This is a genomic window from Mesorhizobium delmotii, assembly GCF_900149755.1.
Lineage (GTDB): Bacteria > Pseudomonadota > Alphaproteobacteria > Rhizobiales > Rhizobiaceae > Mesorhizobium > Mesorhizobium delmotii.
The window spans coordinates 46,242-66,361 of the sequence record NZ_FUIG01000044.1 but is presented as its reverse complement, the minus strand read 5'-3'; the positions used below and the strand labels follow the sequence as shown (position 1 = coordinate 66,361).

Below are 20,120 nucleotides of genomic sequence, written 5' to 3'. Positions count from 1 at the left end.
GTTCGCCATCCAGGATGATCGGAAGGGTCGAACGTGAGTACTGATTTTAGCTATCCCGTGTCGCGCCGGAGCCTGCTGATGGCGGGAGCCGGACTGGTGCTTACAGCACCGCTGCGATCGGGGCCGGCACGAGCCGCGGCGCCCAAGGAACTCCGGCTCGCCGCCGAGCCGGCGCGCGCGCAGCTTGCCGGCGCAGACCACCCGCCAACTATTGTATGGGCCTATGACGGCAGCATTCCCGGCCCGACGCTTCGCCTTCGCCAGGGTGAGCCGGTCCGCTTCCTGGTCGAGAACCGCCTCGACCAGGACACGACCGTACACTGGCACGGCATCAGGCTGCCGAACGCCATGGACGGCGTGCCGGGCCTTACGCAACCGCCGATCCGACCGGGCGAATCCTTCCTCTACGAATTCACCCCGCCCGACGCCGGAACCTTCTGGTACCACCCGCACGCCAACAGTCTGGAGCAGCTCGGCCGCGGCCTCGCCGGCGCGCTGATCGTCGAAGAACGGGAGCCCGCTCCTGTCGACCGCGACGTTCTCTGGGTTCTGGCGGACTGGCGCATCGATGAACAGGGCCAGATCGCGGCCGGCTTCGGCAACATGATGGAAGCCGGAATGTCGGGAAGGGTCGGCAATACGGTTACCCTGAACGGCACTATCCCTGCAGATCAGCCCGTCCGCGCTGGCGAGCGCATCCGGCTCCGGCTTCTGAATAGCTCGCTGGCGCGCATCATGTCATTGCGTTTCGAGGGGCATGATCCCCTGATCATCGCCCGAGACGGGCAGCCATGCGATCCGCACCAGCTCGAGGACGGCCGCCTGTTGCTCGGCCCCGCTATGCGCGTCGACCTTCTCCTCGACATGCAAGGCGAATCCGGTCGTCGCTATCGGATCACTGACGATTTCTACCAGGGGCTCGGATACGAGCTGAGCCGGTTCGCTTATTCGGATGAGCCGCCGCTTCGGACGAAGACGCCGGAGCCGATCCGGCTCCCACCGAATCCTTTGCCCGAACCGGACCTGGCGGCCGCCGAACGTCGTGAGCTGACCCTCGAGGGCGGCATGATGAGCCGCATGATGGGCAGCGGCATGATGAGTGGCGGCATGATGCAAGGCGGCGGCATGATGCATGGCATGGGCGGGATGTCCGGCATGGGGCAAGCCGTCTGGTCGATCAACGGCACGTCAATGACGGGCGACGGTCACGCGGGCATGGCGCCGCTGTTCAACCTGGCACGCGGCAAAAGCCACCTCGTCACGATACGCAACCGAACCGCATGGTGGCACCCGATCCACCTGCACGGTTTCAGCTTCCGGGTGCTGGCGCGCAATGGGGCCGCGGTCCCGCATAACCAGTGGGCCGACACGGTGCTGCTTGCTCCCGAGGACACGGTCGAAATCGCCTTCGTCGCGGACAGTCCCGGAGACTGGATGCTCCATTGTCACGTGACCGACCACCAGACGGCGGGCCTGATGACGGTGCTCCGCGTTGCTTAGATATCCGAACCGAGAAAGGAAACGAACATGCTACGCATCCTTGCCCTGACCGCGCTCATGGTAGCAGGGCTCTCCTTCGCCCAGGCCGACGAAACGCTCAAGGCGACGCTCTACAAGAACCCGCAATGTGGCTGCTGCGAAGGTTACGCCGACTACCTCCGGAAGAACGGCTTCGAAGTCGAGGTCAAGCCGACGAACGACCTCGCCTCGATCAGCAGCAAGGCGGGCGTCCCCGCGAACCTCCAAGGCTGCCACACGATGTTCGTCGACGGCTATGTCGTCGACGGGCACGTGCCCGTGAAGACCGTCAGGAAGCTGCTTTCCGAGCGACCTGACATCGCGGGCATCGCTCTGCCGGGGATGCCGATGGGCTCTCCCGGCATGGGCGGCGAGAAGACCGAGCCGTTCACGATTTACGCAGTCACCAAGGACGGCAAGCCGCCCACGGTCTACTCAACCGAATGAGGCCATAGCGATGGGAACCGACATCCTCGAATGCAGTTTCAACGGCTTGCTTGCTATGGCATTCATTTCGGCCGGCGGCACGCTCGGCCTGCTGGTTCTGCTGCTCGCGATCGCGGCACTTGGTCGGTACGTACTGACCGGGCGCCGGACCAACCACCCGAGCGCGCCATGACCGCCGGTGATGACATCCGAGCCGATGCGGATCCGACCGAAGTTGAGCGGCGCATGGTGCCGCGCCGGCTGGTCTTCCTCTTGCCGGTGACGCTTTTCGCCGTGCTTGCAGGCCTGCTCGCGTGGGGGCTTACGCGCAACGCAACCGACATTCCCTCGGCGCTGATCGGCAAGGCCGTGCCGGAGTTCAGTCTGCCGCCGGTTCAGGGCCGCACCCTTGGGCTGTCGAGCAGCGACCTTCGCCACGAGGTCTCGCTGATCAACGTCTTCGCTTCCTGGTGTGTGGCATGCCGCGAAGAACATCCCGTGTTCATGCAATTGGCAGCAAGCAAGAAGGTGCCGCTACATGGACTCAACTACAAGGACCGGCCTGACGATGCGGCGCAGTGGCTCGACACGATGGGCGACCCCTACGCGCGGACCGGCGCAGACCTGAATGGCCGCGTCGCCATCGACTGGGGCGTCTACGGCGTGCCGGAGACCTTCGTGGTCAGCGCCGACGGACACATCGCCTACAAGCACATCGGCGCGGTGACGGAGCAGGCGCTCAACGAAACCATCTTGCCGCTCGTCGAGCGCCTGCAGACCGAAGCGAAGGAACGGCAGCCATGAAGACGCTCGCTCTCGCTTTGCTCGGCATGTTGCTCGCTCTGACCCAAGCGACATTGGCCACCGAGCCGCCAGCCAACTTTGCCATCCATGACACGCCGCAGCCAGTGCCGGAAATCTCATTCCAGGATGCGGACGGCCAGCCGAGGACGCTCGCCGATTTTTCGGGAAAGATCGTGCTGCTGAACATCTGGGCAACCTGGTGCGCCCCTTGCCGAAAGGAGATGCCGACTCTCGATCGCCTCCAGGCTGAGCTCGGCGGACCGGATTTCGAGGTCGTCGCGCTGTCGGTCGATCGCAAGGGACACAAAGCCGTGAGGAAGTTCTTCGACGAGATCGGCGTCAAGCACCTCGCGCTCAACATCGACACGTCGAGCAAGGCGATGTTCACCCTCGGCGCGTTCGGCCTCCCGCTGACGCTCCTGATCGACCGCCAAGGCCGCGAAGTCGGCCGAGTCGTCGGCCCGGCCGAATGGGATTCCCCCGAGATGCTGGGGTTCATCCGTGATCGCATCGCAGCCAAATGAAGGAGCCACACATGACCACGACCGAATCCTCCCAGCCGTCCGACGCTTCGCTCGGCCGCGATATTTTTCATGCCGTTCGCTACTACCTCCGCGGCTGGCGCGGCCCGGTCGCACTGACTGCCGTCGTCGCCGTCATCGGGATTGCATTCGGCTGGAGTTGGCTGGTAGCCGCCGGAGTTGCGCCCCTCATTCTCAGCGTCCTTCCCTGCGTCGCGATGTGCGCGCTCGGCCTCTGCATGAGCCGACTGACTGGTCGGCAATGCTCGACCGATGCCATGTCGCAAAAGGCCGTCGAGCAGGCCGGGGCTGAGTCCGATCCCACGGAGCTGCGATCAAGCCGTGATTGAAACAAAATCGGTCCAGAGCGTCCTCTGCAGACCTGCCACTTCCGGAGGTTTGACGCGCTTCTTTACACTGTGGATCGCCGTCCTGGTGTGGGTCTTGGCGTTCGCGCCCGCAGCGCAGACCCACTCGCTTGACGAAGTCGATGCTATGCTCGGCGACAAGGAGAAGTATTTCCAGGTCATCGACAAGCCGGCGCCGGATTTCAAGCTGCAATCATCCGATGGCCGCGCGGTCCAGCTTGCGGACCTTCGCGGCAAGGTCTTGATCTTGCATTTCATCTACACGTCCTGCCCCGACGTCTGTCCACTGCACACCGAGCGGCTCGCACAGATCCAGGCGATGGTGAACTCCACGCCGATGAAGGACCGCGTCAGGTTCGTCACCATCACCACAGACCCATCGAAGGACACGCCCGAGGTGCTGCGTGACTACGCCGCCGCGCGTGGGCTCGACACCGCGAACTGGCTGTTCCTGACCACGACCCCGGATCAGCCGGAGGACACAACCCGCAAGCTGGCGGAAGCCTTCGGCCACAAGTTCAGCAAGACCGACGACGGTATGCAGATGCACGGCATCGTCACGCACGCCATCGACAAAGGCGGCCGATGGAAGGCGAATTTCCACGGTCTCAACTTCGATCCCGTCAACCTCGTCACCTTCGTCAACGCGCTCACCAACGATGTCGGCGTCCCGCATGGTCACGAGAAGAAGAGCTGGCGGAGCTGGATGTGGGATTGGTGATGAGGACCGACATAGGCAAGCCGATCCGCCCACAGCTGGGCGGCAACACGGAACAGGGGGAGGCTTTCATGACAAGCATCGGCACGTATCTACGAGTCATCATTTGGTTCGCACCCGCCCTTCTGCTGAGTGCCATCGTGTCTCAGGCGCCGGTCCGCGCCGACAGCATGCCCCAGGCGGAGTTTGAACAACGCGTCCGCGACTATCTTCTGGCCCACCCCGAGGTCGTCGTAGAGGCCTTGCAGGCATACGACGCTCGCCAGAGACAAGCCCAAGGAGATCAGATACGCGCCGTCCTGGCCGAGCGGGCCGATGAAATCTTGCGAGACCCGGTGAGCCCGGTCGGCGGCAACGTCCGGGGAAACGTCACCCTGGTCGAGTTCTTCGATTATAATTGTTCGTACTGCCGGCAGATGATGCCGATCATGGCGCAGGCCGAGGCCGCGGATCCCGAGTTGCGGATCGTCTACAAGGAATTTCCGATCCTCGGTCCGGACTCCATCTTCGCAGCCAAAGCGGCGCTCGCCTCTCATCGGCAGGGAGGCTACGTGAAATTCCACAGAGCACTGTATCAAGTGAAGGGCAGAGTAACAGAGGCGGTCGTGCTCAAGGCCGCAGCCGAAGCCGGCCTCGATGTCGAGCGCCTGAAGACCGACATGGAGAGCCCCGAGATCAAGGCTTCGATCGATCGCAACCTGCAGCTCGCTCAGGCGCTCAACATCAACGGCACGCCGGGATTTGTCGCCGGCAAGCAGGTTTTACAGGGTGCGACCGACCTGGCGACGTTGATGCAAGCCATCGAGCAGGCAAGGAAGGGAGAATGACGCGGTCGCCGAGAAAAGAAAGGCGCTGACCGGTGCTCGAGATTTCCAACATCGGCGTGCTGACGGCATTCGTGGCAGGCATCCTCTCGTTCCTGTCGCCCTGCGTGCTGCCGCTCGTGCCGGGATACGTCTCCTATGTCGCAGGCCGGAAACCGGCGGTTGTGGCGGCGGACAGCGCGTTTGCACCCAGCTTGCCGGCAGTGGGTCTCAGCCTCTGCTTCGTGCTCGGATTCTCGACGGTATTCATTGCCCTCGGAGCTAGCGCGACGGCACTGGGTCAAATGCTTCTCAGCTACCGCGTCGAGCTCAACCTCGTCGGCGGTGCGATCGTCATCCTGTTCGGGCTGTTCCTCACCGGCCTCCTGCGTTCGTCCTGGATGATGCGCGAGATGCGGTTTCATTCCGACATGCCGGGCGGACATGGGGCATCGGCCTATGTTCTCGGGCTTGCTTTCGCCTTCGGCTGGACTCCGTGCATCGGGCCGATCCTCGGCGCGATCCTGACCGTCGGTGCCGTGTCGGCGACGGTCGGCCAAGGCATTGCGCTGCTCGCGATCTATTCGCTCGGCCTCGGCATACCGTTCCTGCTCGCCGCCCTGTTCACCGACGGTCTTGCCAGGCGGCTGAAAGCGATGCGGCGAGCGGGCCGGATGCTTCAGTTCGCTGCTGGCGGGATCATGGTCGCCATGGGACTCGCCATGATCACGGGGCAGTTGTCGGTCTTTTCGTTCTGGCTGCTGGAGAATTTCCCGATATTCACCCGCATCGGCTGAGGAAAGGAGCACGAAAATGATCAGGCACGTGGGATGCAGATGCAACCTATCCCGCAGAGACTTTTCGATCGCGGTGGGTTTTTTAGCGCTGAACTCGCTCATGCCCCGGCTCGCCGAAGCTACCGGGCAGCAGACCCTCGACGAGCGCTTCGATTTCCTGAGCAATCACGGCAACAGCACCTGCTCGCCGGCGTTCACTGATTCGATTACCAAGATGTCGACTGTGGGGCGACTGCAGGGGTCCTGCTGCTCGCCGATGGACAGGCATCGTTACGGCGAGCAGGTGGAGGCGCTCAAGAAATACGCCTCCGTCCCGGAGATTCCGCAGGACCCGTACGACATTGCGGCGGGCACTGCGCAAAAGGCGATGAGCTACTTCGATCTGGCCCTCTCCCCTGATGAGCAGAAGGCCTACCAATATGCGATGGACAACTCGGACGAGAAGGGGCCGTGCTGCTGCCAATGCTGGCGCTGGCGCGTCTATGGCGGCCTCGGCAAGTTCCTGATCCGCGAGCATCAGTTCACCGGCGAGAAACTCGTCGAGGTGTGGAACCTGTCGAGCGGCTGCGGCGGAGGCGAGGAGCACCAGCACGGCTGAGGAGCCGTCCTCCGTGTCCGGCAGCGGTCAATGTGCCGAGCGCTTCGACCGATGTCGCGAATCGTTGTCGATCAGAAGAACGGCTTCTGTGAGCACCCCCTCGCAAGGGCAGCTGGCATTCAGGCGTTCCAGGGCTTGCAGGATCACCTCCGAAACTTCGAACTCTCGTTCGTGCAGGGCCTGTTTGAAAGTCAGGGCAATGGTCTCAGCAAGCAGCGGTCGGTGTGGAGTCATTGTACGGCCTCCTTCGGCCCACGATCCATCGACGCTACGGCTTCCAGCCAGTGGAAGGTCAAAGTGAAATCGCTCGTCACTTCGTGGCGACGACCTATTGGGCGGATCAAATACGGAAAGGCATTCATTTCAGAGATTTGCTTCGTGCTTCCGAACTCATGCTGTACGCTCTATGGCGGCCGCAACCCACGCTGGGTCAATCGTCAGCAATTGAAGGTCTGGTTCGGATTTCAGCCTGAAGGTCTGCTCCTGGCGCAACCTTCCGGTTCTCGAACCGGAAAATTTGACGCGATGCGGCTGTTCGGGGCGACACAGCCCAACGGCAATTTCCTCGGGAGCAGACCTCCACGCTACCGGTAACCGTGAGCACGGCCGGCGCAAAGCAGGCTGGACTACCCACGGCGGAACGTCTCGCGCTCATGGCCTCGTTCCCTTCACTCCTGGCCGTGATCGCCCGATCAGTTGATCATCTCTCGTTGAACAAAGTCTCGATCAGCGGGCATTCCGGCTGCGTGCCGCCGGCGCATTGCGCGACCACGTCCTTGAGCACCCGCTCCATGCGCTTCAGATCGGCGATCTTTGCCCGCACATCGTCAAGGCGAGCTGCGGCGACCGCGCTTGCCTCGGCGCAGGGCTGGTCGCGCTCGTCGACGAGACGCAGCAACTCACGGATCTCATCGAGGGAGAACCCGAGCTCGCGCGCCCGCAGAACGAAGCGCAGGCGCCGCTCGTGGGTGGTGTCGTAGTTGCGGTAGCCGGCGGTCGTGCGCGGCGGCTCCGGCAGAAGGCCCACCTTTTCGTAATAACGCACTGTCTCCAGATTGCAGCCCGTCCGCCGGGCCAACTCGGCCCGCTGCAAGCCATTCACGCCAGCGTGATCGCCCATCGCAAATACCCTCTTGACCCTGTAGTTGCTACAGACCGCATGTTACGACCCGGATACGATTTCGACAAGGACAGCAAGGACGGACATGGATATTTCGCGACCCGGCACGGCGGGCATGACGCCTACCACGGATGACGTGCTCGCGTCGGATCGAGGCGAGGTCCAACGGCAGCGCCTGGTCGCGATCGGCGGCATTTTCGGTGCGCTCGCCGCCTCCTCCTGCTGCATCGTGCCGCTCGTTCTATTCAGCCTCGGAGTCGGCGGTGCCTGGATCGGCAATCTGACGGCGCTCGCGCCGTACAAGCCGCTCTTCGTCGCCGGGACGACGGGCGTCCTCGGCTATGGCTTCTATCTCGTCTACTGGAAGCCGCGGCGGGTCTGCGCCGAGGACGCCGCCTGCGCGCGCCCGATCCCCAACCGCCTCGTGCAAATCGCGCTCTGGACCGCAACGGTGCTCGTCGCCGCTGCTTTCGCCTTCGACTATGTCGCGCCGCTGCTGCTTCGCGCCTGAGCAAAGAGGAGATCCATGCCATGAAGACGTATTTGAGCGCTCTCGCCCTGATTGGCTCCGTGATGACGGCGCAGGCTGCTTTCGCCGCCGAACGCATCGTCACCTTCGCCGTCGACAACATGACCTGCGCCTCCTGCCCCTACATCGTGAAGACCTCGATGGCGGCGGTCCCGGGCGTGACGACGGTGGCCGTTTCCTTCGAGGCCAAGACCGCGACCGTGACCTTCGACGACGCGAAGACGAACCCCGATGCCATCGCGGCAGCCAGCATGAATGCCGGCTATCCGGCCCGCCCGACGCAGCGGCAAGGCAGCTGACATGAACGACCGCGCGCTCATCCTCACCGGCACGGTGGGTGCGATCATCGCCGCGATCTGCCGCGCCACGCCAGTGCTTGCGGTGGTTCTGCCGGCGATTGGCCTAGGGCCTGGATTGCGGGAGCGGACATGATCGTGTTCCCGCTGCTCTTTGCCTTCCTCGTGGTCCTCGCCCTGGGCCTCTATCGCCATCCCACAACGATCCGATGTGAGACAAAGCCTTCAAGGAAAGCCTGAAGCCATGAACGATTGCTGCGCATCCTCTTCGTCCCGGGAAAAGGTTGCGGCTTCCGCATCCGAACCACCGCCGAACTTTGCCGTGCGGCCGGGCGTGACGTTTCCGGACTGGTCGGTGGTTTCATCGCCCGCAGTCAAGGACGCCCTGCTGGCCATGGTCGGCTCTGACCATGTGCTCAATCGCTGGAGCGGCTACGACCCCGCCACGGACGGCGTGCGCGTTGCCCTTCTCCAGCACTACGTGGAACACGGGCGAGCGCCGACGCCAGCCGTGCTTGCCATACGCGTGGGACTGAACGAGACGGCCATCCAATCGTTGCTCGACGAGCTCCGCCGTCGCGACCTTGTCGTGCTCGACGGCGACAAAATCGTCGGCGCCTATCCCGTCACCGACCGCGACACCGGCCACCGGGTCACACTGGACGGACGCTCACTCAATGCCATGTGCTCGGTCGACGCCCTCGGCATCGGCGCCATGACCGGCCACGACATCGCGATCGCATCGCGCTGCCGCCATTGCGGCGCGCCGATCCGCATCACCACGCGAGATCGCGGTAAGGGCTTAGCCCAGGTCGAGCCGCGGACGGCGGTCATGTGGCAAAGCGTCCGATACGAAGGTGAGTGCGCTGCGAACTCGCTCTGTGCGAATACGGCCTTCTTCTGTTCGGAGGATCACCTCGCCACGTGGCGTCAGGAGCGTCAATCCGATGAACCAGGATTCCGGCTGTCGATCGAGGAAGCTCTTGAGGCAGGTCGGGCGATATTCGGGCCGAGCCTTGCCGGTGTCGACGCAATCGCGAGCCAAGACAACGATGCGGCCGGAGCACAAGGCGAGTTTCAGTCGCCGGGCAACACCGCATCGCACGACAGGCCCGTGACACATCGGCGCCTTGGCACGAATGGCCGCAATAGTGGTTCCTACGACCTTGCCGTGATCGGCGCCGGCTCGGCCGGCTTTTCGGCCGCGATCACGGCTGCCGATCAGGGCGCGCAGGTCGCGCTCATCGGCAGCGGCACCATTGGCGGCACCTGCGTCAATATCGGCTGCGTGCCGTCAAAGACGCTGATCCGCGCCGCCGAGACGCTGCACAATGCTCGGGCGGCGGCACGTTTCGCCGGCATTACGGCCGAAGCCGAAGTGACAGACTGGCGGGGAACCGTTCGGCAGAAGGACACGCTCGTTTCCGAGCTGCGCCAGGCTAAGTATGTCGATCTGCTTCCCGCCTACAACGGCATCGCCTACCACGACGGGCCGGCGCGTCTCATGGACGGCGGTGTCGAGGTGAACGGCACGCGCATCCCCGCCGCCAAGATCATCATCGCGACCGGCGCGCGACCGGCCGTGCCCGCCATCGCCGGCATCGAGACTGTACCGTATCTCACCAGCACGACGGCGCTCGACCTCGAGGAGCTGCCCCGCTCCCTGCTTGTGATCGGCGGCGGCTATGTCGGGGTGGAGCTCGCCCAGATGTTTGGGCGCGCCGGTGTCAAGGTGACGCTGGTGTGCCGCTCCCGCCTGCTCCCCGAAGCCGAGCCAGAGATCAGCGCGGCGCTGACGGGGTACTTTGCCGACGAGGGGATTGCTGTTGTCTCGGGCATTGCCTACCGCGCGATCCGGAAGAGTAACGACGGCGTTGCGCTCACGGTCGCGCACGATGGCCAGGAGACGACGATCGACGCTGATCAAGTGCTTATCGCCACCGGGCGCGCGCCCAACTTCGAAGGCCTCGGGCTAGCCGAGCACGGGGTCGTCGTCTCGCCGAAGGGCGGCATCATCGTTGACGACCGCATGCGCACCACCCGGTCCGGCATCTATGCCGTCGGCGACGTCACCGGCCACGACCAGTTCGTCTACATGGCCGCCTATGGCGCGAAGCTCGCCGCCAGGAACGCCCTCAACGGCGACGACCTGCGCTACGACAACAGCGCAATGCCGGCCATTGTCTTCACCGATCCGCAGGTGGCGAGCGTCGGCCTGACCGAGGCCACGGCGCGTGCGGCCGGCCATGCCGTCCGTGTCTCCACGATCGGTCTCGACCAGGTGCCGCGCGCGCTTGCCGCCCGCGACACCCGCGGGCTCATCAAGCTTGTCGCCGAGGCCGGCAGTGGCAGGCTGCTCGGCGCGCATGTTCTTGCGCCGGAAGGGGCGGACAGCATCCAAACTGCGGCACTTGCGATCCGGCAGGGCCTTACGATCAATGATCTTGCAGACACGATCTTCCCCTATCTCACCACCGTCGAAGGCCTGAAGCTAGCGGCGCTCGCCTTCGATAAGGACGTGGCGAAGCTCTCATGCTGCGCAGGCTAGACCAGCAATCCGATTGCCTGAATAGCCATAGGTGCGTCCGCCCCCTGAACGCGCTCGACGGGCCGAGATTTAAGGTTCGAGAAGCCGCCTATTGTGCGTCCACCATGGTTCCGGCCGAACCACTCCGCTGGGCAGGACTTTGCCTTACACTCGACTGAAGCTACTCGGTGGACTGGGGTCGCACGCGGCTCGCCTTCGGTCCGGCATCGCTCATCTTCCGTCCGCCCGGAGTGCATTACAGTGCGCGCATTTCGCACGAAGGCAGCCACTGCCTGACGGTGGCTATCGACCCCGAGATGCTCGGCGCCGGCGACACTGTCGTCGATTTCGAGCGCTTGAACGCAGCACGCCGTGCGCCGCTGCATTGGCTCGCCTTTCAATTACGCCGGGAAATTGAGACATCGGACGATCTGTCGCCCACCTCCGTTGCGCATACCCTTGTTGTGCTTCTCACCGAACTCACCGAGCGTCCCGGTCTCGAAGCGCGGAGCGCTCCACCGCCGTGGCTTGTGCAGGTGCAGGAGCAGATCCACGATCATTCGCTCGATAGCCTAGCGTGGGAGGCCGGCGTTCACCACGTGCACTTTGCCCGCGAGATCCGCCGCCGCTTCGGGTGCGCGGTCGGCCACTATACCCACTTGGCGCGGGCGCTGACGACGACGACCGGATATCGGTATCTTCTTCAAGGCGGCGCGCCGCACTGACTTTGCAAGGTCTTGACTAATCAACGCCCTGCAAGGCCGTATCGAGATCCCGCAAGCCGGCGCCGGCTTCCGATTTATTGGCCGCCTTCGCGGCGACCTTGGCGACCCGGCTGATTGCCTCAGCGATCTTTGCCTGTGCTTCTGTCGATACTGCGTCGTTGTGCCCAGCGGCGCGCGTAATCGCAGCCAAGTCGGGCTTGTTCCGAGGCAGGGGTGGCCGCCGGGTCGATGGTTTAGGGTTGGCTGCAATGTAGGTCGTCACGGTGACCGGACGCGCCGGCGGGGGAGGGCGCCTGCCAGCCTTGGCCGCGAAAACGGCGCCGCGCGGCCGCGTTCGTGCCGGCGCCGCTTCATTCGCGCGCGCAAACCGCGGCGGAACCAACATGTCGCCAAAACCAGCACTCGGCTTTGGTGCTGCTTTCCGGCCGGCATCCGGTTCTGTGTCCACCTTGGCGGCCGCCGCCTTGAAAGCCGGAATCGGCATCCAGGCACGTTTCGACAGCTCAGCGTCGGCAAAATAGAAATTGCGTGTGCCGAAAATCGCGTGCGAACCGCGAGGAAGGATTATGCATTTGTTCCGGCTCATGGTGCGGATCTCGTCAGGGCGCATCAAAGGCCGCCGGACCTCCTTTACATGTACGGTGCGCGCGTGGTGCATGTCGAACATCGTCGCTTGCGTCTTGCTGACATCCTTCTGGACTTCCGTGCGCTCGCCCAGGGTGTCGGAAATGTATTTCAGGTCTTCGGCGTCCTGCGCGCCGAAAAACACCTGGACACGCGCGGAGTTGACCAGCGTCTTGCGGCCTTCCTCGCGATAGATGGTGTCCACCGACTTGAGCGACTGGACAAAGAACCAGGTCGGCACGCCATAGCCGCCGAGGATGGTGGCCGCTTCCATGACGTTTTCGAGTTTCCCGAGGTTCTGGAACTCGTCGAGCAGGATCAAGACGCGGTTCTCACCCCGCCCAGGCAGCTCTTTGGCCATATAGTTCATCAGCTGCGAAATCAGGACGTTGAACAACGGTCCGATGGATCGGATTTGCTCGATACGGAAGTCGAGATAGAGCGAGACCTTTTCGCGCTTGAGATTGCGGATGTCGAACGTGCTCTTGTCGGTCGCGCGCAAAAGCCGCTCGTTCATGAACGGGTTTAGCCCGGTTCGCACGCTGCCAAACAGGCCGGAAAATTGCTTGTCCGACATGTCGGCGTAACTGGCGAGCATCTGCAGAGTGTAGTCGGAAAGTTCCCGTGCTTCCTCCTCGCGGAGTGCCTGAATCCAATCCAGGAACGGCCGGTCGGCACCATTCATGATGCGAAGCGCCTGGCGCAGCGTTCGCTGGCTGTCCTCGAGGCGGGGCGTTTCCATGACGTAGGAGATCACGCCGGCAAAAAGCATGCGACCATCGTCGACCCAATAGGTTTCGCCTGTCGTCGGACGCGGAAAGAGCGCGGCGGCGATGTTGCGGATGTCGATGTCGCGCTGGTCGGTGTCGAGGCTAATGAAATCGAGCGGATTGTAACATTCCGTCTCGCCTTTTTCGTCGGCCGGCGAGAACCGGATGACCTTGGAAAAGGTCGAGCGATAGCCTGCTGTCGCCTGATACGTCTCGCCCCGCATGTCCAGCACGACGAGCGAATCCGGCCAGAGCAGGGCATTCGGGATGACCAACGCGGCACCCTTGCCTGATCGCGGCGGCCCGACGACGAAGCCGCCGACGTCGTCGCCATCGACCCATAGCTTTTTTCCGCCTATGAACTTCGGCTTGGTCAAGTGCCTCTTGTTAGAACCGCGTTGGGTGAACGCGCCGATGACGTTCACAAGGCTGCCGCCCACGCGGCCGATGAAGACGCCGCCGCGTTTCGTCAAACCGGCCCGATTGACTTCCGCCAAGCTAAGAAACCTGGCGTCATTCGATGCCTTGCGCGTCATCAGCACGGTCATGACAGCCAGCACCATCACGCCGATCAATGCCAGGCCGGCCGCATAAAGCGCCTGCTGATAGCGGCCGAGAATGGCGACGTCGGCGTAGGCGCGGCGCAGGGTGGCAAAAGGATCCTGGTCGAGATCCTGAATCAGGGCGAAGGAGCCCGTTTCGTACCAATGGACGGCGGCATAGGCGATGGCGAAAAAAACAACGCCCACGGCCACGACCATGAGCGTCACGAACAATCCCTTTATGATCTGTGCCATCACGCCCTCATTCGTCGCCTTCTCAGATTCAGCCGAGGCGTTCGGCCTTTGTGAATTTGATCTCGCTCACGACGCGCCGGCCGGCATCCCGGCGCGAGAGCTGGACCACGATCGGGATCACCTCTTTCAGGTAATCCATGATCTCGTCGCGCGAGAGTTTCACGCCGCCCTGCATGACCATCAGCGCCAGGCGCTCATAGGCGGCGCGCGCCGAATTGGCATGCACCGTGGTCAAGGATCCGGGGTGTCCGGTGTTGATCGCCTGCAGAAAAGAAAAAGCTTCCGCGCCGCGCAACTCGCCGAGCAACAGCCGGTCCGGCCGCATACGCAACGACGCCTCCAGCAGGCTTTGTGCGTCGACCTTCGCTAAGCCCTGGTCGCCCTTGGAGGAGAGCAGGGCCACCGTATTCGGCGTGGCGGGCTTCAGCTCGCGTGTGTCCTCGATCGTGATGATCCGTTCGCCCGGAGGAATGAGCTTTAGCAAGGCGTTCAGGAAGGTCGTCTTACCGGTCGACGTGCCGCCCGAAACAACGATCGACACGCGATTTTTGACCGCATGCTCCAGAAATTTCATCGGATCGGAGTCGCCGATCAGCCCAACCAGCTCCGTTTCTTCTTCCGACAAACCGAGCTCGTTGCCCATGCGCGTTTCCTCGAAGGCGCCGCGCTTGGCGTAGTCGTCGACGGTCATGTCCATGATGACCTGCTTGCGGATCGAAATTGCGCCGCCGTCCGGAGCTGCCGGCGGCAGCACGAACTGAATGCGCTCGCCGCTGGGGAGCGCCGCCGACAGGATCGGCTTTTCCTCATTCACCTGTTGATTGGTCGAGCTGGCGACAAGTGTTGCGAGATTGCGAATCCATTTGTCGGTCAGCCTAGCGTCAGCGATCCGCTCCATTTCCGTGGCGCCAAGCCGCTCGACAAAGATTTCGCCCGGCCTGTTGACGGAAAGTTCGGAAACATCGTCCTGCCGTAGCAGTTCGTGAAGCGGTTCCAGTTCCATTGCCAGAATTGGGAACTTGGCATATGGGCCCGACGCGGCGACCGGGTGTTTGATCATGTTCATTTGGTCACCGGGGGTGCTGCCGGAAACCAGTTGTCCTTCGGCGTCATGTAGAGGGGAACAGGGTCGATCGCGACACGCGGCTTGCCGCCGCGTTTCAGTCTCGCCAGCTCTTCTTGGACCGGATCGGCGTAGATCTCCGAAAAATCGAGATCGCGCCGCACGAAAACGATCACCGACGTCCCTTGGTCGACATAGATCGTCGGCGGGATGTTGCGCGAATCCTCGAAAGCCTCCTTGGCCAGTTCGGTCATTGTGCTTGCGGAGCGCTCGATCGCGATCTCACGGGCTTCCTCTTCCGTCCGCTCCGGATCGATCGTGATCGTCGTTACCTCGCCAGTGACAGGATCGACACGGGTAATGGTCTCCTGGCGCCGGCCGCCGCTCGGGTCGGCGAGCGCCGAAAGGTATTCCGCCGCACCGCCAACGATCGACAGCACAATCGCCGAGCCGAAGCGCTCCAGCCAGTGGCGATCGACGCGACCGGCCATGCCGCCACGGCCGAGGCTGTCAGCGCCAGGCGAACCGATGTTGACCGACACGCCGTCGGACCGGATCATCCGGTTCCAGACGATAAAAACGCGCGTTTGGCCGCGAGCAATGCCGGACTTGTATTCGCCGGTCAGCCGAGATCCCTTCGGGATCAACACGCGGCGGCCGTCAAGGGAATACACATCCTCGCGAACAACCGCACGGACCATGCCGGGCAGGTCGGTGTTGATGGCCGTTTCAAGAAACCCGCGGATCATGGTGCCCTCTGCAATCAGGGCATCCGTGCGGTAGTTCTTCGTCGCCGTCGCCTGAGCGTTCCGACTACTTTCGGCCTGGGCGAGGAATGCCTTGTTGGGGTCCAGGTCTGCCCCAGGGACAGGACTGAGCTGTCCGTCGCCGGCGATGGCCGCGGCCGCGTCGCCTGTCGGGGCGTCCTGTTCCCCGTCGGTGACGATCTGGTTCGAGCGCAGCCGCTCCCACAGCTCGGTTTCTTCCTGCTCCTTGCGCTTGCGTTCATCCTCCGCCAATCGCGCTTCCTCCTCCCGCCGACGGGCCTCTTCCTCGGCACGTCGGCGTGCCTCGGCCTCGCGCATTTGCTGTTCGAGCAAGCGGCGCTGCTCCTCGAGATCGACGCCAGGTGCGACCGTCTGGTCGACATCGGTCGACTGTTGCGGCGGCGGAGTCGGAGGAGGCGGAATGACAATCTGGTCTTGCGGGGGCAATGCCGTCGCCGGCGTCGCCGGCTCGCGCGGCTGAAAAGTCGAGGTCTCGAAAGCCTCGTCCTCGTTCGATGTCGCGTTCCGGTCGGACGGCCCGCTCGGCCAATTGATATACAACAGGCCACCGGCCAGAAGCAGCCCGATTCCGGCTATGCCGAGTTTCGTGCCCAAACCTGCATTTCGCCGGGCAACCGGGCTACCGCCGTCGAGCTCATGATAGTCTATGTTCGACATCAGCGGTTCCTCTGTTCGAACTGCCCACGCTCGCTCTTCTTGTCGAGTTTTGCCGGGCCATAAATGTCTCCAATCGGGTCCGGCATGCGCTGCGATGGGGATTGACGGTTGTACAGGCACAACGTCTTGTCGCCGGCCCGCAGGGTGAATTGCCCCGCAACCTTGTCGACGATCATGTATTCGCCTTCGGTGCGCAGGTTCACCAGAGATTCACGGCCTTTGGCTTCGACAACAAAGATCGCCGGCACGTCGCCCGTGAATTGCAGGAACATTTTCGTTCCGTCATCGAACACGACGCGCGGTTTGAGCGAGTCATCACCGCGATAGGCATAGTCGTAGTTCAGCATCGACGGGTCGATGTTCTTCAGCGATGGATTGCGGGCGCTTTCTTCGGCTTGGGCGAGGAGCCGCGCGTTCACGTCCTCGTCGGGGTATTTGAACCGAACATGAAACGACGCCCGCAAGGACGGTTCGCGCGAGCCGACCAGGAGCAGGGAATAGACCCGCTTGTTGGTGACGATGTTGACGTTGGTTTCGGCCTTTTCGACCAGCGGCTTGACGAACAGGATGCCCGAGCCCTTTTTCGGCACGATCGACCATCCGATCGTGTCGCCGGCCGATATCGTTTCGATAACTTCCGTCGGGCTCAGCTGTATCATCGTCGAGACGCCGATCGCCGCTTGGACCGTCACGACATTGTCGTTGTTGAAGGTGACGTAGCGAATCCGGCTGTCGCGCGAGAGCGCCGGGACCGACAACGCCAGGCAAAGGGCGGCCGACAGCGCCACCGTTTTCAGGCGCCGCCTCACTGTACCGTCCTGTCGGCCGGCGCGGCGTCGGGCAACGATTCCTGGTCACGCCGGTATTCCGTGACCTGGAAGCCTAATGGATTATCGAACCGATACTCATTTTTGAGCGGCGTGCTGGTGTAGCGGAATTTGATTACCGCCACCCAGTGCTCGCGCCGCGTTGTGTTCTGCCGCGTTTCCTCGGTCGAAAGGCGGACCGTGGCTGTCGTGCGATTCAGGAACGAAACCGATTTCACTGTTACGGCGATGGTCGTGTCCATCCCGTAGCGCTTGTCTCTGGAATTCGGATTTGATGGCGTAAATTCCCGCACAAGATCGTCGGCAGCTGCTCCGGTCGAATAGAGCTGGGCCAGATCGAAATTCGATTTGATCATGCGCGGGTCATAGGTCTCGCGCGCCCTGATGTAGCGCACGATGTTCGCCGCCGTGACCGCTTCATCCTGGGACAGGTCCCCCGGTTTCAGGGCTCGTGCAATCTCGAGGTGGCCCGTCGTTTTGTCGACGGCGACCATATAGGGTTCGTATTGCTTGAGCGGAAAAACCAGGACGAGCGCCACCAGTGAGAGAAGCGCTATGACGCCGAAGACGCCGGTCAGCAGCCAAGCGAATGTTCGCGACCGCCGTAAACGGCGATGGGTGTCGTCTTCCCACGATTTGCCTTGCTGGTAGTAGCGCTGGTCGACCAAGCCAGTTTCAGTCGGTGCGTTTGACACTTTAATTTAGCCTTGCTTTCAAGTTCGCTTCTCGCCGCCATCAGATCGCAAGCGATTGATGACGAATTCGGCGCTTTCTGCCGTCTCCCGTGGACCCTATAGCGAGGACGCGTTTTTGGCCGTCTCGCGTTGAATGCTTGCCTTCCCCACATCAGCCGCAAATCGGGGACGTCCCTCGGCTGATCTCCTAAGAAGCGAACTGCCAGCCCGCCTCGTGGTCCGCGTAACTGCGTTGTCCACTGTTCCCCTTGCCGCCCGCCGAATGCCGTGAATGGCTCCGGCGGTGCCTATCGGTCCGCTCCCGGTCAAAATGCCGGCGATGATGGGTATTTGTAACAGAACATAGAACCCGACCAACGTGACCAGCAGGAGTGGCATCACGTGAGAAAGCTTGCCGGTTATGTCGGTCCCGGCGCCGCCCTCCATCGCGGAAACCGAGAGCTGAACCATGTAGTAGTAGAAACCCAGGAAGCCGTAGATCAGCAACTGCTGCACCACCAAATTCGCAGTGACGGAGAAAAAGCCTTCGGTGAATTTGAAGGAATAATTGAAGAGGGCCATGATGATCCACACCGGCCCAAGAGCCAGGATGATGAAAAGAAGGACTTTTGCAGCGATAATCGCCGCTACGGCGACGCCGATGAATAGCAGCGTAAAAATGATGATGATGATCGCCAAAAGGGCGCCGAAGAAGTCGGTCAACACTGACGTGTAGAGTTCGGGCACCACCCGCAACGTCGCTTCGTAGAGGGCGTCGAACATTGCCGGCACAGCATCGACCGACGAGACCTGAGTGCCGGTCGTCGACGAAATCGTTTGGACGATGCGGTTGGCCAGAACTTCCGGGATCGACTGGACGAGCGTATAGATCGTCTCGGAGAACGGAGCCCAGTTCGTGACCATCCAGTAGATGAACATCGCGCGGCCGAGACGCCACGCGGCCTCCAGCGGCGAGGCCGTCGAGCGGCCGAAAATCTGCATGTAACCCCAAATGACCACATAGAGGACCAGCATCGCGAAGAACAGGTTTTCGCTATAAAGGCCGATGCGCTTGTACAGGACCTCTACAAAGCGAGCCCCGGCCTGATCGACACCGCTCAGAAGGTCGCTGATGATGGTCGAAACGGGGTTCATGCCTTATTCCGACATCACCTTGTCGAATGCCGAGTTTGCCGGCTTCAACTCGCCGCACGCGTCATTGGCCGCGTACGAGGAAATCGGGCCGCAAGGCGCCTTGAGCTCACGGCCCGGTCTCGCGCAGGCAGTTGCCAGCGCGACGATCATCAGCGCCAAAAACACCCGAGAATTCATGAGCTTTTCTCCGCCGTCAGAGTCACGATCGCCGGCACCGTTCCCCGGATCGATGCCGGCGATCTCCGCCCCCGTAGCAAACGATTTACTGTGAACCGCCGGCATCCTTGAACGGGTTAACGTCTTTGAATTGCAGCAGCTTTTGTACCTGAGATTGTTGCGTCAGCCGGAACTTCAGGTCTTCGTTGAGGGCCGATACCGCGCCGTTCTGGACGCCGATCAGCTCGTTGATCGAGCGCGCGGTTTCCAGCTGCATGCGTGTGTTTTCGTCCACGGAACCCTTGACGTTCTCCGCCTGACCGATTTGGCCGGTCGCCGACTGCAATGACTGTTCCCGGGTCGTCACGCCTTGCGAAGCTTGCTGCGTCAGTGCGGCCAGCAGCGCCGAGGCGTTGACGCTGCCGCTGTAAAGGCTGTTCACGGCGCCTGGGTCCTCACCCTCGATGACGGCTTTCAGCTGTTTGACCAGCTGCAGGCCGTTGATCACCGCGCCGGCGATCTGTTGCGCCTGACCACCAAGCCCGCCAAAGGAGAGTGTCCCGCCGTTGAGAACCGATCCAAATGACGGCGCGGAGGCGATCGACATTCCCCCGCCGAGCCCCTGTTGACCGATGCCGAGTGATCCGTTTCGCGTCCCGGAAAGCGCCTGCAGGATCTCCTGCGACTTCTCAAGGATGTCCTCGTTGCTCTTCATGATTGAGCTGGTGTTTTCGGCGTTTTCTCGCGCGACATCCAGATTGGCGCCGTCGATAACCGCGATTTGCGCATTGCCGAGCGCAGTAGACGCGACCAGGAATAGCGATGCTGCAACAGTCCGTTTCATAACGGGGCTCCTTTC

General features: G+C 62.5%; 25 protein-coding genes. 17 read left to right on the top strand and 8 right to left on the bottom strand.

What is annotated here, in order from left to right; genetic code table 11:
• Nucleotides 1–78 precede the first annotated feature (78 nt).
• The 11 genes from BQ8482_RS26875 (at nucleotide 79) to BQ8482_RS37835 (ending at nucleotide 7,147) form a co-directional block, all read left to right on the top strand.
• Nucleotides 79–1,500 carry a multicopper oxidase family protein gene (locus BQ8482_RS26875; RefSeq protein ID WP_123150369.1) on the top strand — a complete coding sequence of 474 codons (1,422 nt, stop codon included), beginning with the start codon at nucleotides 79–81 and terminating at the stop codon, nucleotides 1,498–1,500.
• 57 nt (nucleotides 1,501–1,557) lie between these two features.
• Entirely contained in the window at nucleotides 1,558–1,965 is a 408-nt protein-coding gene (locus BQ8482_RS26870) for a DUF411 domain-containing protein (protein WP_425294142.1), read from the top strand.
• A 10-nt stretch (nucleotides 1,966–1,975) separates the two neighbouring features.
• On the top strand, nucleotides 1,976–2,137 hold the full coding sequence (locus BQ8482_RS38345) for a hypothetical protein (RefSeq protein WP_165848728.1): 162 nt from the start codon (nucleotides 1,976–1,978) through the stop codon (nucleotides 2,135–2,137).
• Nucleotides 2,134–2,748, top strand: coding sequence for a DsbE family thiol:disulfide interchange protein (locus tag BQ8482_RS26865; protein WP_123150367.1), 615 nt, complete (start codon nucleotides 2,134–2,136; stop codon nucleotides 2,746–2,748). The genes BQ8482_RS38345 and BQ8482_RS26865 overlap by 4 nt, the downstream gene beginning before the upstream one ends.
• On the top strand, nucleotides 2,745–3,272 hold the full coding sequence (locus BQ8482_RS26860; RefSeq protein WP_123150366.1) for a TlpA family protein disulfide reductase: 528 nt from the start codon (nucleotides 2,745–2,747) through the stop codon (nucleotides 3,270–3,272). The genes BQ8482_RS26865 and BQ8482_RS26860 overlap by 4 nt, the downstream gene beginning before the upstream one ends.
• A gap of 11 nt (nucleotides 3,273–3,283) precedes the next feature.
• Nucleotides 3,284–3,619, top strand: coding sequence for a hypothetical protein (locus BQ8482_RS26855; RefSeq protein WP_123150444.1), 336 nt, complete (start codon nucleotides 3,284–3,286; stop codon nucleotides 3,617–3,619).
• 49 nt (nucleotides 3,620–3,668) lie between these two features.
• Entirely contained in the window at nucleotides 3,669–4,358 is a 690-nt protein-coding gene (locus BQ8482_RS26850) for an SCO family protein (protein ID WP_425294137.1), read from the top strand.
• Nucleotides 4,359–4,426: 68 nt separating this feature from the next.
• On the top strand, nucleotides 4,427–5,182 hold the full coding sequence (locus BQ8482_RS26845) for a DsbA family protein (RefSeq protein ID WP_123150443.1): 756 nt from the start codon (nucleotides 4,427–4,429) through the stop codon (nucleotides 5,180–5,182).
• A gap of 32 nt (nucleotides 5,183–5,214) precedes the next feature.
• Nucleotides 5,215–5,955 (top strand): cytochrome c biogenesis CcdA family protein, encoded by a 741-nt coding sequence (locus BQ8482_RS26840; protein ID WP_123150364.1) that lies wholly within the window; start codon nucleotides 5,215–5,217, stop codon nucleotides 5,953–5,955.
• Nucleotides 5,956–5,971: 16 nt separating this feature from the next.
• Nucleotides 5,972–6,553, top strand: coding sequence for a hypothetical protein (locus tag BQ8482_RS26835; protein ID WP_123150363.1), 582 nt, complete (start codon nucleotides 5,972–5,974; stop codon nucleotides 6,551–6,553).
• Between the two features lie 51 nt (nucleotides 6,554–6,604).
• Nucleotides 6,605–7,147, top strand: a complete 543-nt coding sequence (locus BQ8482_RS37835; protein WP_133254840.1) for a hypothetical protein — start codon at nucleotides 6,605–6,607, stop codon at nucleotides 7,145–7,147.
• A gap of 106 nt (nucleotides 7,148–7,253) precedes the next feature.
• Here the strand turns inward: BQ8482_RS37835 and BQ8482_RS26825 are convergent, their stop codons facing one another.
• Nucleotides 7,254–7,673: a MerR family transcriptional regulator gene (locus BQ8482_RS26825; protein ID WP_123150361.1), complete on the bottom strand. Its 420-nt coding sequence runs from the start codon at nucleotides 7,671–7,673 to the stop codon at nucleotides 7,254–7,256.
• Between the two features lie 85 nt (nucleotides 7,674–7,758).
• Between BQ8482_RS26825 and BQ8482_RS26820 the strand changes: the two genes are divergently transcribed.
• The 5 genes from BQ8482_RS26820 (at nucleotide 7,759) to BQ8482_RS26805 (ending at nucleotide 11,750) form a co-directional block, all read left to right on the top strand.
• Nucleotides 7,759–8,184, top strand: a complete 426-nt coding sequence (locus tag BQ8482_RS26820; protein ID WP_123150360.1) for a mercuric transporter MerT family protein — start codon at nucleotides 7,759–7,761, stop codon at nucleotides 8,182–8,184.
• A 20-nt stretch (nucleotides 8,185–8,204) separates the two neighbouring features.
• Nucleotides 8,205–8,501, top strand: coding sequence for a heavy-metal-associated domain-containing protein (locus BQ8482_RS26815; protein ID WP_123150359.1), 297 nt, complete (start codon nucleotides 8,205–8,207; stop codon nucleotides 8,499–8,501).
• A gap of 1 nt (nucleotide 8,502) precedes the next feature.
• A complete protein-coding gene (locus BQ8482_RS40165) occupies nucleotides 8,503–8,634 on the top strand; it encodes a hypothetical protein (protein WP_280178878.1) in 132 nt (43 codons plus the stop codon).
• Nucleotides 8,635–8,742: 108 nt separating this feature from the next.
• Nucleotides 8,743–11,046: a bifunctional organomercurial lyase/mercury(II) reductase MerBA gene (gene merBA / locus BQ8482_RS26810; protein WP_123150358.1), complete on the top strand. Its 2,304-nt coding sequence runs from the start codon at nucleotides 8,743–8,745 to the stop codon at nucleotides 11,044–11,046.
• A gap of 167 nt (nucleotides 11,047–11,213) precedes the next feature.
• Nucleotides 11,214–11,750: a hypothetical protein gene (locus tag BQ8482_RS26805; protein WP_123150357.1), complete on the top strand. Its 537-nt coding sequence runs from the start codon at nucleotides 11,214–11,216 to the stop codon at nucleotides 11,748–11,750.
• A 16-nt stretch (nucleotides 11,751–11,766) separates the two neighbouring features.
• On the opposite strand, the gene BQ8482_RS26800 is transcribed toward BQ8482_RS26805, so the two are convergent.
• From BQ8482_RS26800 to BQ8482_RS26775, 6 genes are all read right to left on the bottom strand, one after another.
• On the bottom strand, nucleotides 11,767–13,941 hold the full coding sequence (locus BQ8482_RS26800; protein WP_123150356.1) for a type IV secretory system conjugative DNA transfer family protein: 2,175 nt from the start codon (nucleotides 13,939–13,941) through the stop codon (nucleotides 11,767–11,769).
• A gap of 28 nt (nucleotides 13,942–13,969) precedes the next feature.
• Nucleotides 13,970–15,007: a P-type DNA transfer ATPase VirB11 gene (gene virB11, locus BQ8482_RS26795; RefSeq protein ID WP_123150355.1), complete on the bottom strand. Its 1,038-nt coding sequence runs from the start codon at nucleotides 15,005–15,007 to the stop codon at nucleotides 13,970–13,972.
• Nucleotides 15,004–16,449, bottom strand: coding sequence for a type IV secretion system protein VirB10 (gene virB10 / locus BQ8482_RS26790; protein ID WP_123150354.1), 1,446 nt, complete (start codon nucleotides 16,447–16,449; stop codon nucleotides 15,004–15,006). The genes virB11 and virB10 overlap by 4 nt, the downstream gene beginning before the upstream one ends.
• Nucleotides 16,449–17,258, bottom strand: coding sequence for a TrbG/VirB9 family P-type conjugative transfer protein (locus tag BQ8482_RS26785; protein WP_051695063.1), 810 nt, complete (start codon nucleotides 17,256–17,258; stop codon nucleotides 16,449–16,451). The genes virB10 and BQ8482_RS26785 overlap by 1 nt, the downstream gene beginning before the upstream one ends.
• Nucleotides 17,255–17,971, bottom strand: coding sequence for a VirB8 family type IV secretion system protein (locus BQ8482_RS26780; protein WP_123150352.1), 717 nt, complete (start codon nucleotides 17,969–17,971; stop codon nucleotides 17,255–17,257). Before BQ8482_RS26780 ends, BQ8482_RS26785 begins: the two co-directional genes overlap by 4 nt.
• Before the next feature lie 96 nt (nucleotides 17,972–18,067).
• Nucleotides 18,068–19,105, bottom strand: a complete 1,038-nt coding sequence (locus BQ8482_RS26775; protein WP_123150351.1) for a TrbL/VirB6 family protein — start codon at nucleotides 19,103–19,105, stop codon at nucleotides 18,068–18,070.
• Here BQ8482_RS26775 and BQ8482_RS37830 point away from each other — a divergent pair.
• On the top strand, nucleotides 19,083–19,376 hold the full coding sequence (locus tag BQ8482_RS37830; RefSeq protein WP_133254839.1) for a hypothetical protein: 294 nt from the start codon (nucleotides 19,083–19,085) through the stop codon (nucleotides 19,374–19,376). The genes BQ8482_RS26775 and BQ8482_RS37830 overlap by 23 nt on opposite strands.
• Here the strand turns inward: BQ8482_RS37830 and BQ8482_RS26765 are convergent.
• Nucleotides 19,368–20,105, bottom strand: a complete 738-nt coding sequence (locus BQ8482_RS26765; RefSeq protein ID WP_123150349.1) for a type IV secretion system protein — start codon at nucleotides 20,103–20,105, stop codon at nucleotides 19,368–19,370. The two genes, BQ8482_RS37830 and BQ8482_RS26765, sit on opposite strands and share 9 nt — an antisense overlap.
• Between the last annotated feature and the right edge of the window lie 15 nt (nucleotides 20,106–20,120).

What these genes read in the sequence shown, in the direction of transcription:
- BQ8482_RS26875 (WP_123150369.1), top strand. Translation starts at nt 79, where the DNA reads ATGGCGGGAGCCGGACTGGTGCTTACAGCACCGCTGCGATCGGGGCCG.
- BQ8482_RS26870 (WP_425294142.1), top strand. Translation starts at nt 1,558, where the DNA reads ATGGTAGCAGGGCTCTCCTTCGCCCAGGCCGACGAAACGCTCAAGGCG.
- BQ8482_RS38345 (WP_165848728.1), top strand. Translation starts at nt 1,976, where the DNA reads ATGGGAACCGACATCCTCGAATGCAGTTTCAACGGCTTGCTTGCTATG.
- BQ8482_RS26865 (WP_123150367.1), top strand. Translation starts at nt 2,134, where the DNA reads ATGACCGCCGGTGATGACATCCGAGCCGATGCGGATCCGACCGAAGTT.
- BQ8482_RS26860 (WP_123150366.1), top strand. Translation starts at nt 2,745, where the DNA reads ATGAAGACGCTCGCTCTCGCTTTGCTCGGCATGTTGCTCGCTCTGACC.
- BQ8482_RS26855 (WP_123150444.1), top strand. Translation starts at nt 3,284, where the DNA reads ATGACCACGACCGAATCCTCCCAGCCGTCCGACGCTTCGCTCGGCCGC.
- BQ8482_RS26845 (WP_123150443.1), top strand. Translation starts at nt 4,427, where the DNA reads ATGACAAGCATCGGCACGTATCTACGAGTCATCATTTGGTTCGCACCC.
- BQ8482_RS26835 (WP_123150363.1), top strand. Translation starts at nt 5,972, where the DNA reads ATGATCAGGCACGTGGGATGCAGATGCAACCTATCCCGCAGAGACTTT.
- BQ8482_RS37835 (WP_133254840.1), top strand. Translation starts at nt 6,605, where the DNA reads ATGTCGCGAATCGTTGTCGATCAGAAGAACGGCTTCTGTGAGCACCCC.
- BQ8482_RS26825 (WP_123150361.1), bottom strand. Translation starts at nt 7,673, where the DNA reads ATGGGCGATCACGCTGGCGTGAATGGCTTGCAGCGGGCCGAGTTGGCC.
- BQ8482_RS26820 (WP_123150360.1), top strand. Translation starts at nt 7,759, where the DNA reads ATGGATATTTCGCGACCCGGCACGGCGGGCATGACGCCTACCACGGAT.
- BQ8482_RS26815 (WP_123150359.1), top strand. Translation starts at nt 8,205, where the DNA reads ATGAAGACGTATTTGAGCGCTCTCGCCCTGATTGGCTCCGTGATGACG.
- BQ8482_RS40165 (WP_280178878.1), top strand. Translation starts at nt 8,503, where the DNA reads ATGAACGACCGCGCGCTCATCCTCACCGGCACGGTGGGTGCGATCATC.
- merBA (WP_123150358.1), top strand. Translation starts at nt 8,743, where the DNA reads ATGAACGATTGCTGCGCATCCTCTTCGTCCCGGGAAAAGGTTGCGGCT.
- BQ8482_RS26800 (WP_123150356.1), bottom strand. Translation starts at nt 13,941, where the DNA reads ATGGCACAGATCATAAAGGGATTGTTCGTGACGCTCATGGTCGTGGCC.
- virB11 (WP_123150355.1), bottom strand. Translation starts at nt 15,007, where the DNA reads ATGAACATGATCAAACACCCGGTCGCCGCGTCGGGCCCATATGCCAAG.
- virB10 (WP_123150354.1), bottom strand. Translation starts at nt 16,449, where the DNA reads ATGTCGAACATAGACTATCATGAGCTCGACGGCGGTAGCCCGGTTGCC.
- BQ8482_RS37830 (WP_133254839.1), top strand. Translation starts at nt 19,083, where the DNA reads ATGATGGTCGAAACGGGGTTCATGCCTTATTCCGACATCACCTTGTCG.
- BQ8482_RS26775 (WP_123150351.1), bottom strand. Translation starts at nt 19,105, where the DNA reads ATGAACCCCGTTTCGACCATCATCAGCGACCTTCTGAGCGGTGTCGAT.
- BQ8482_RS26765 (WP_123150349.1), bottom strand. Translation starts at nt 20,105, where the DNA reads ATGAAACGGACTGTTGCAGCATCGCTATTCCTGGTCGCGTCTACTGCG.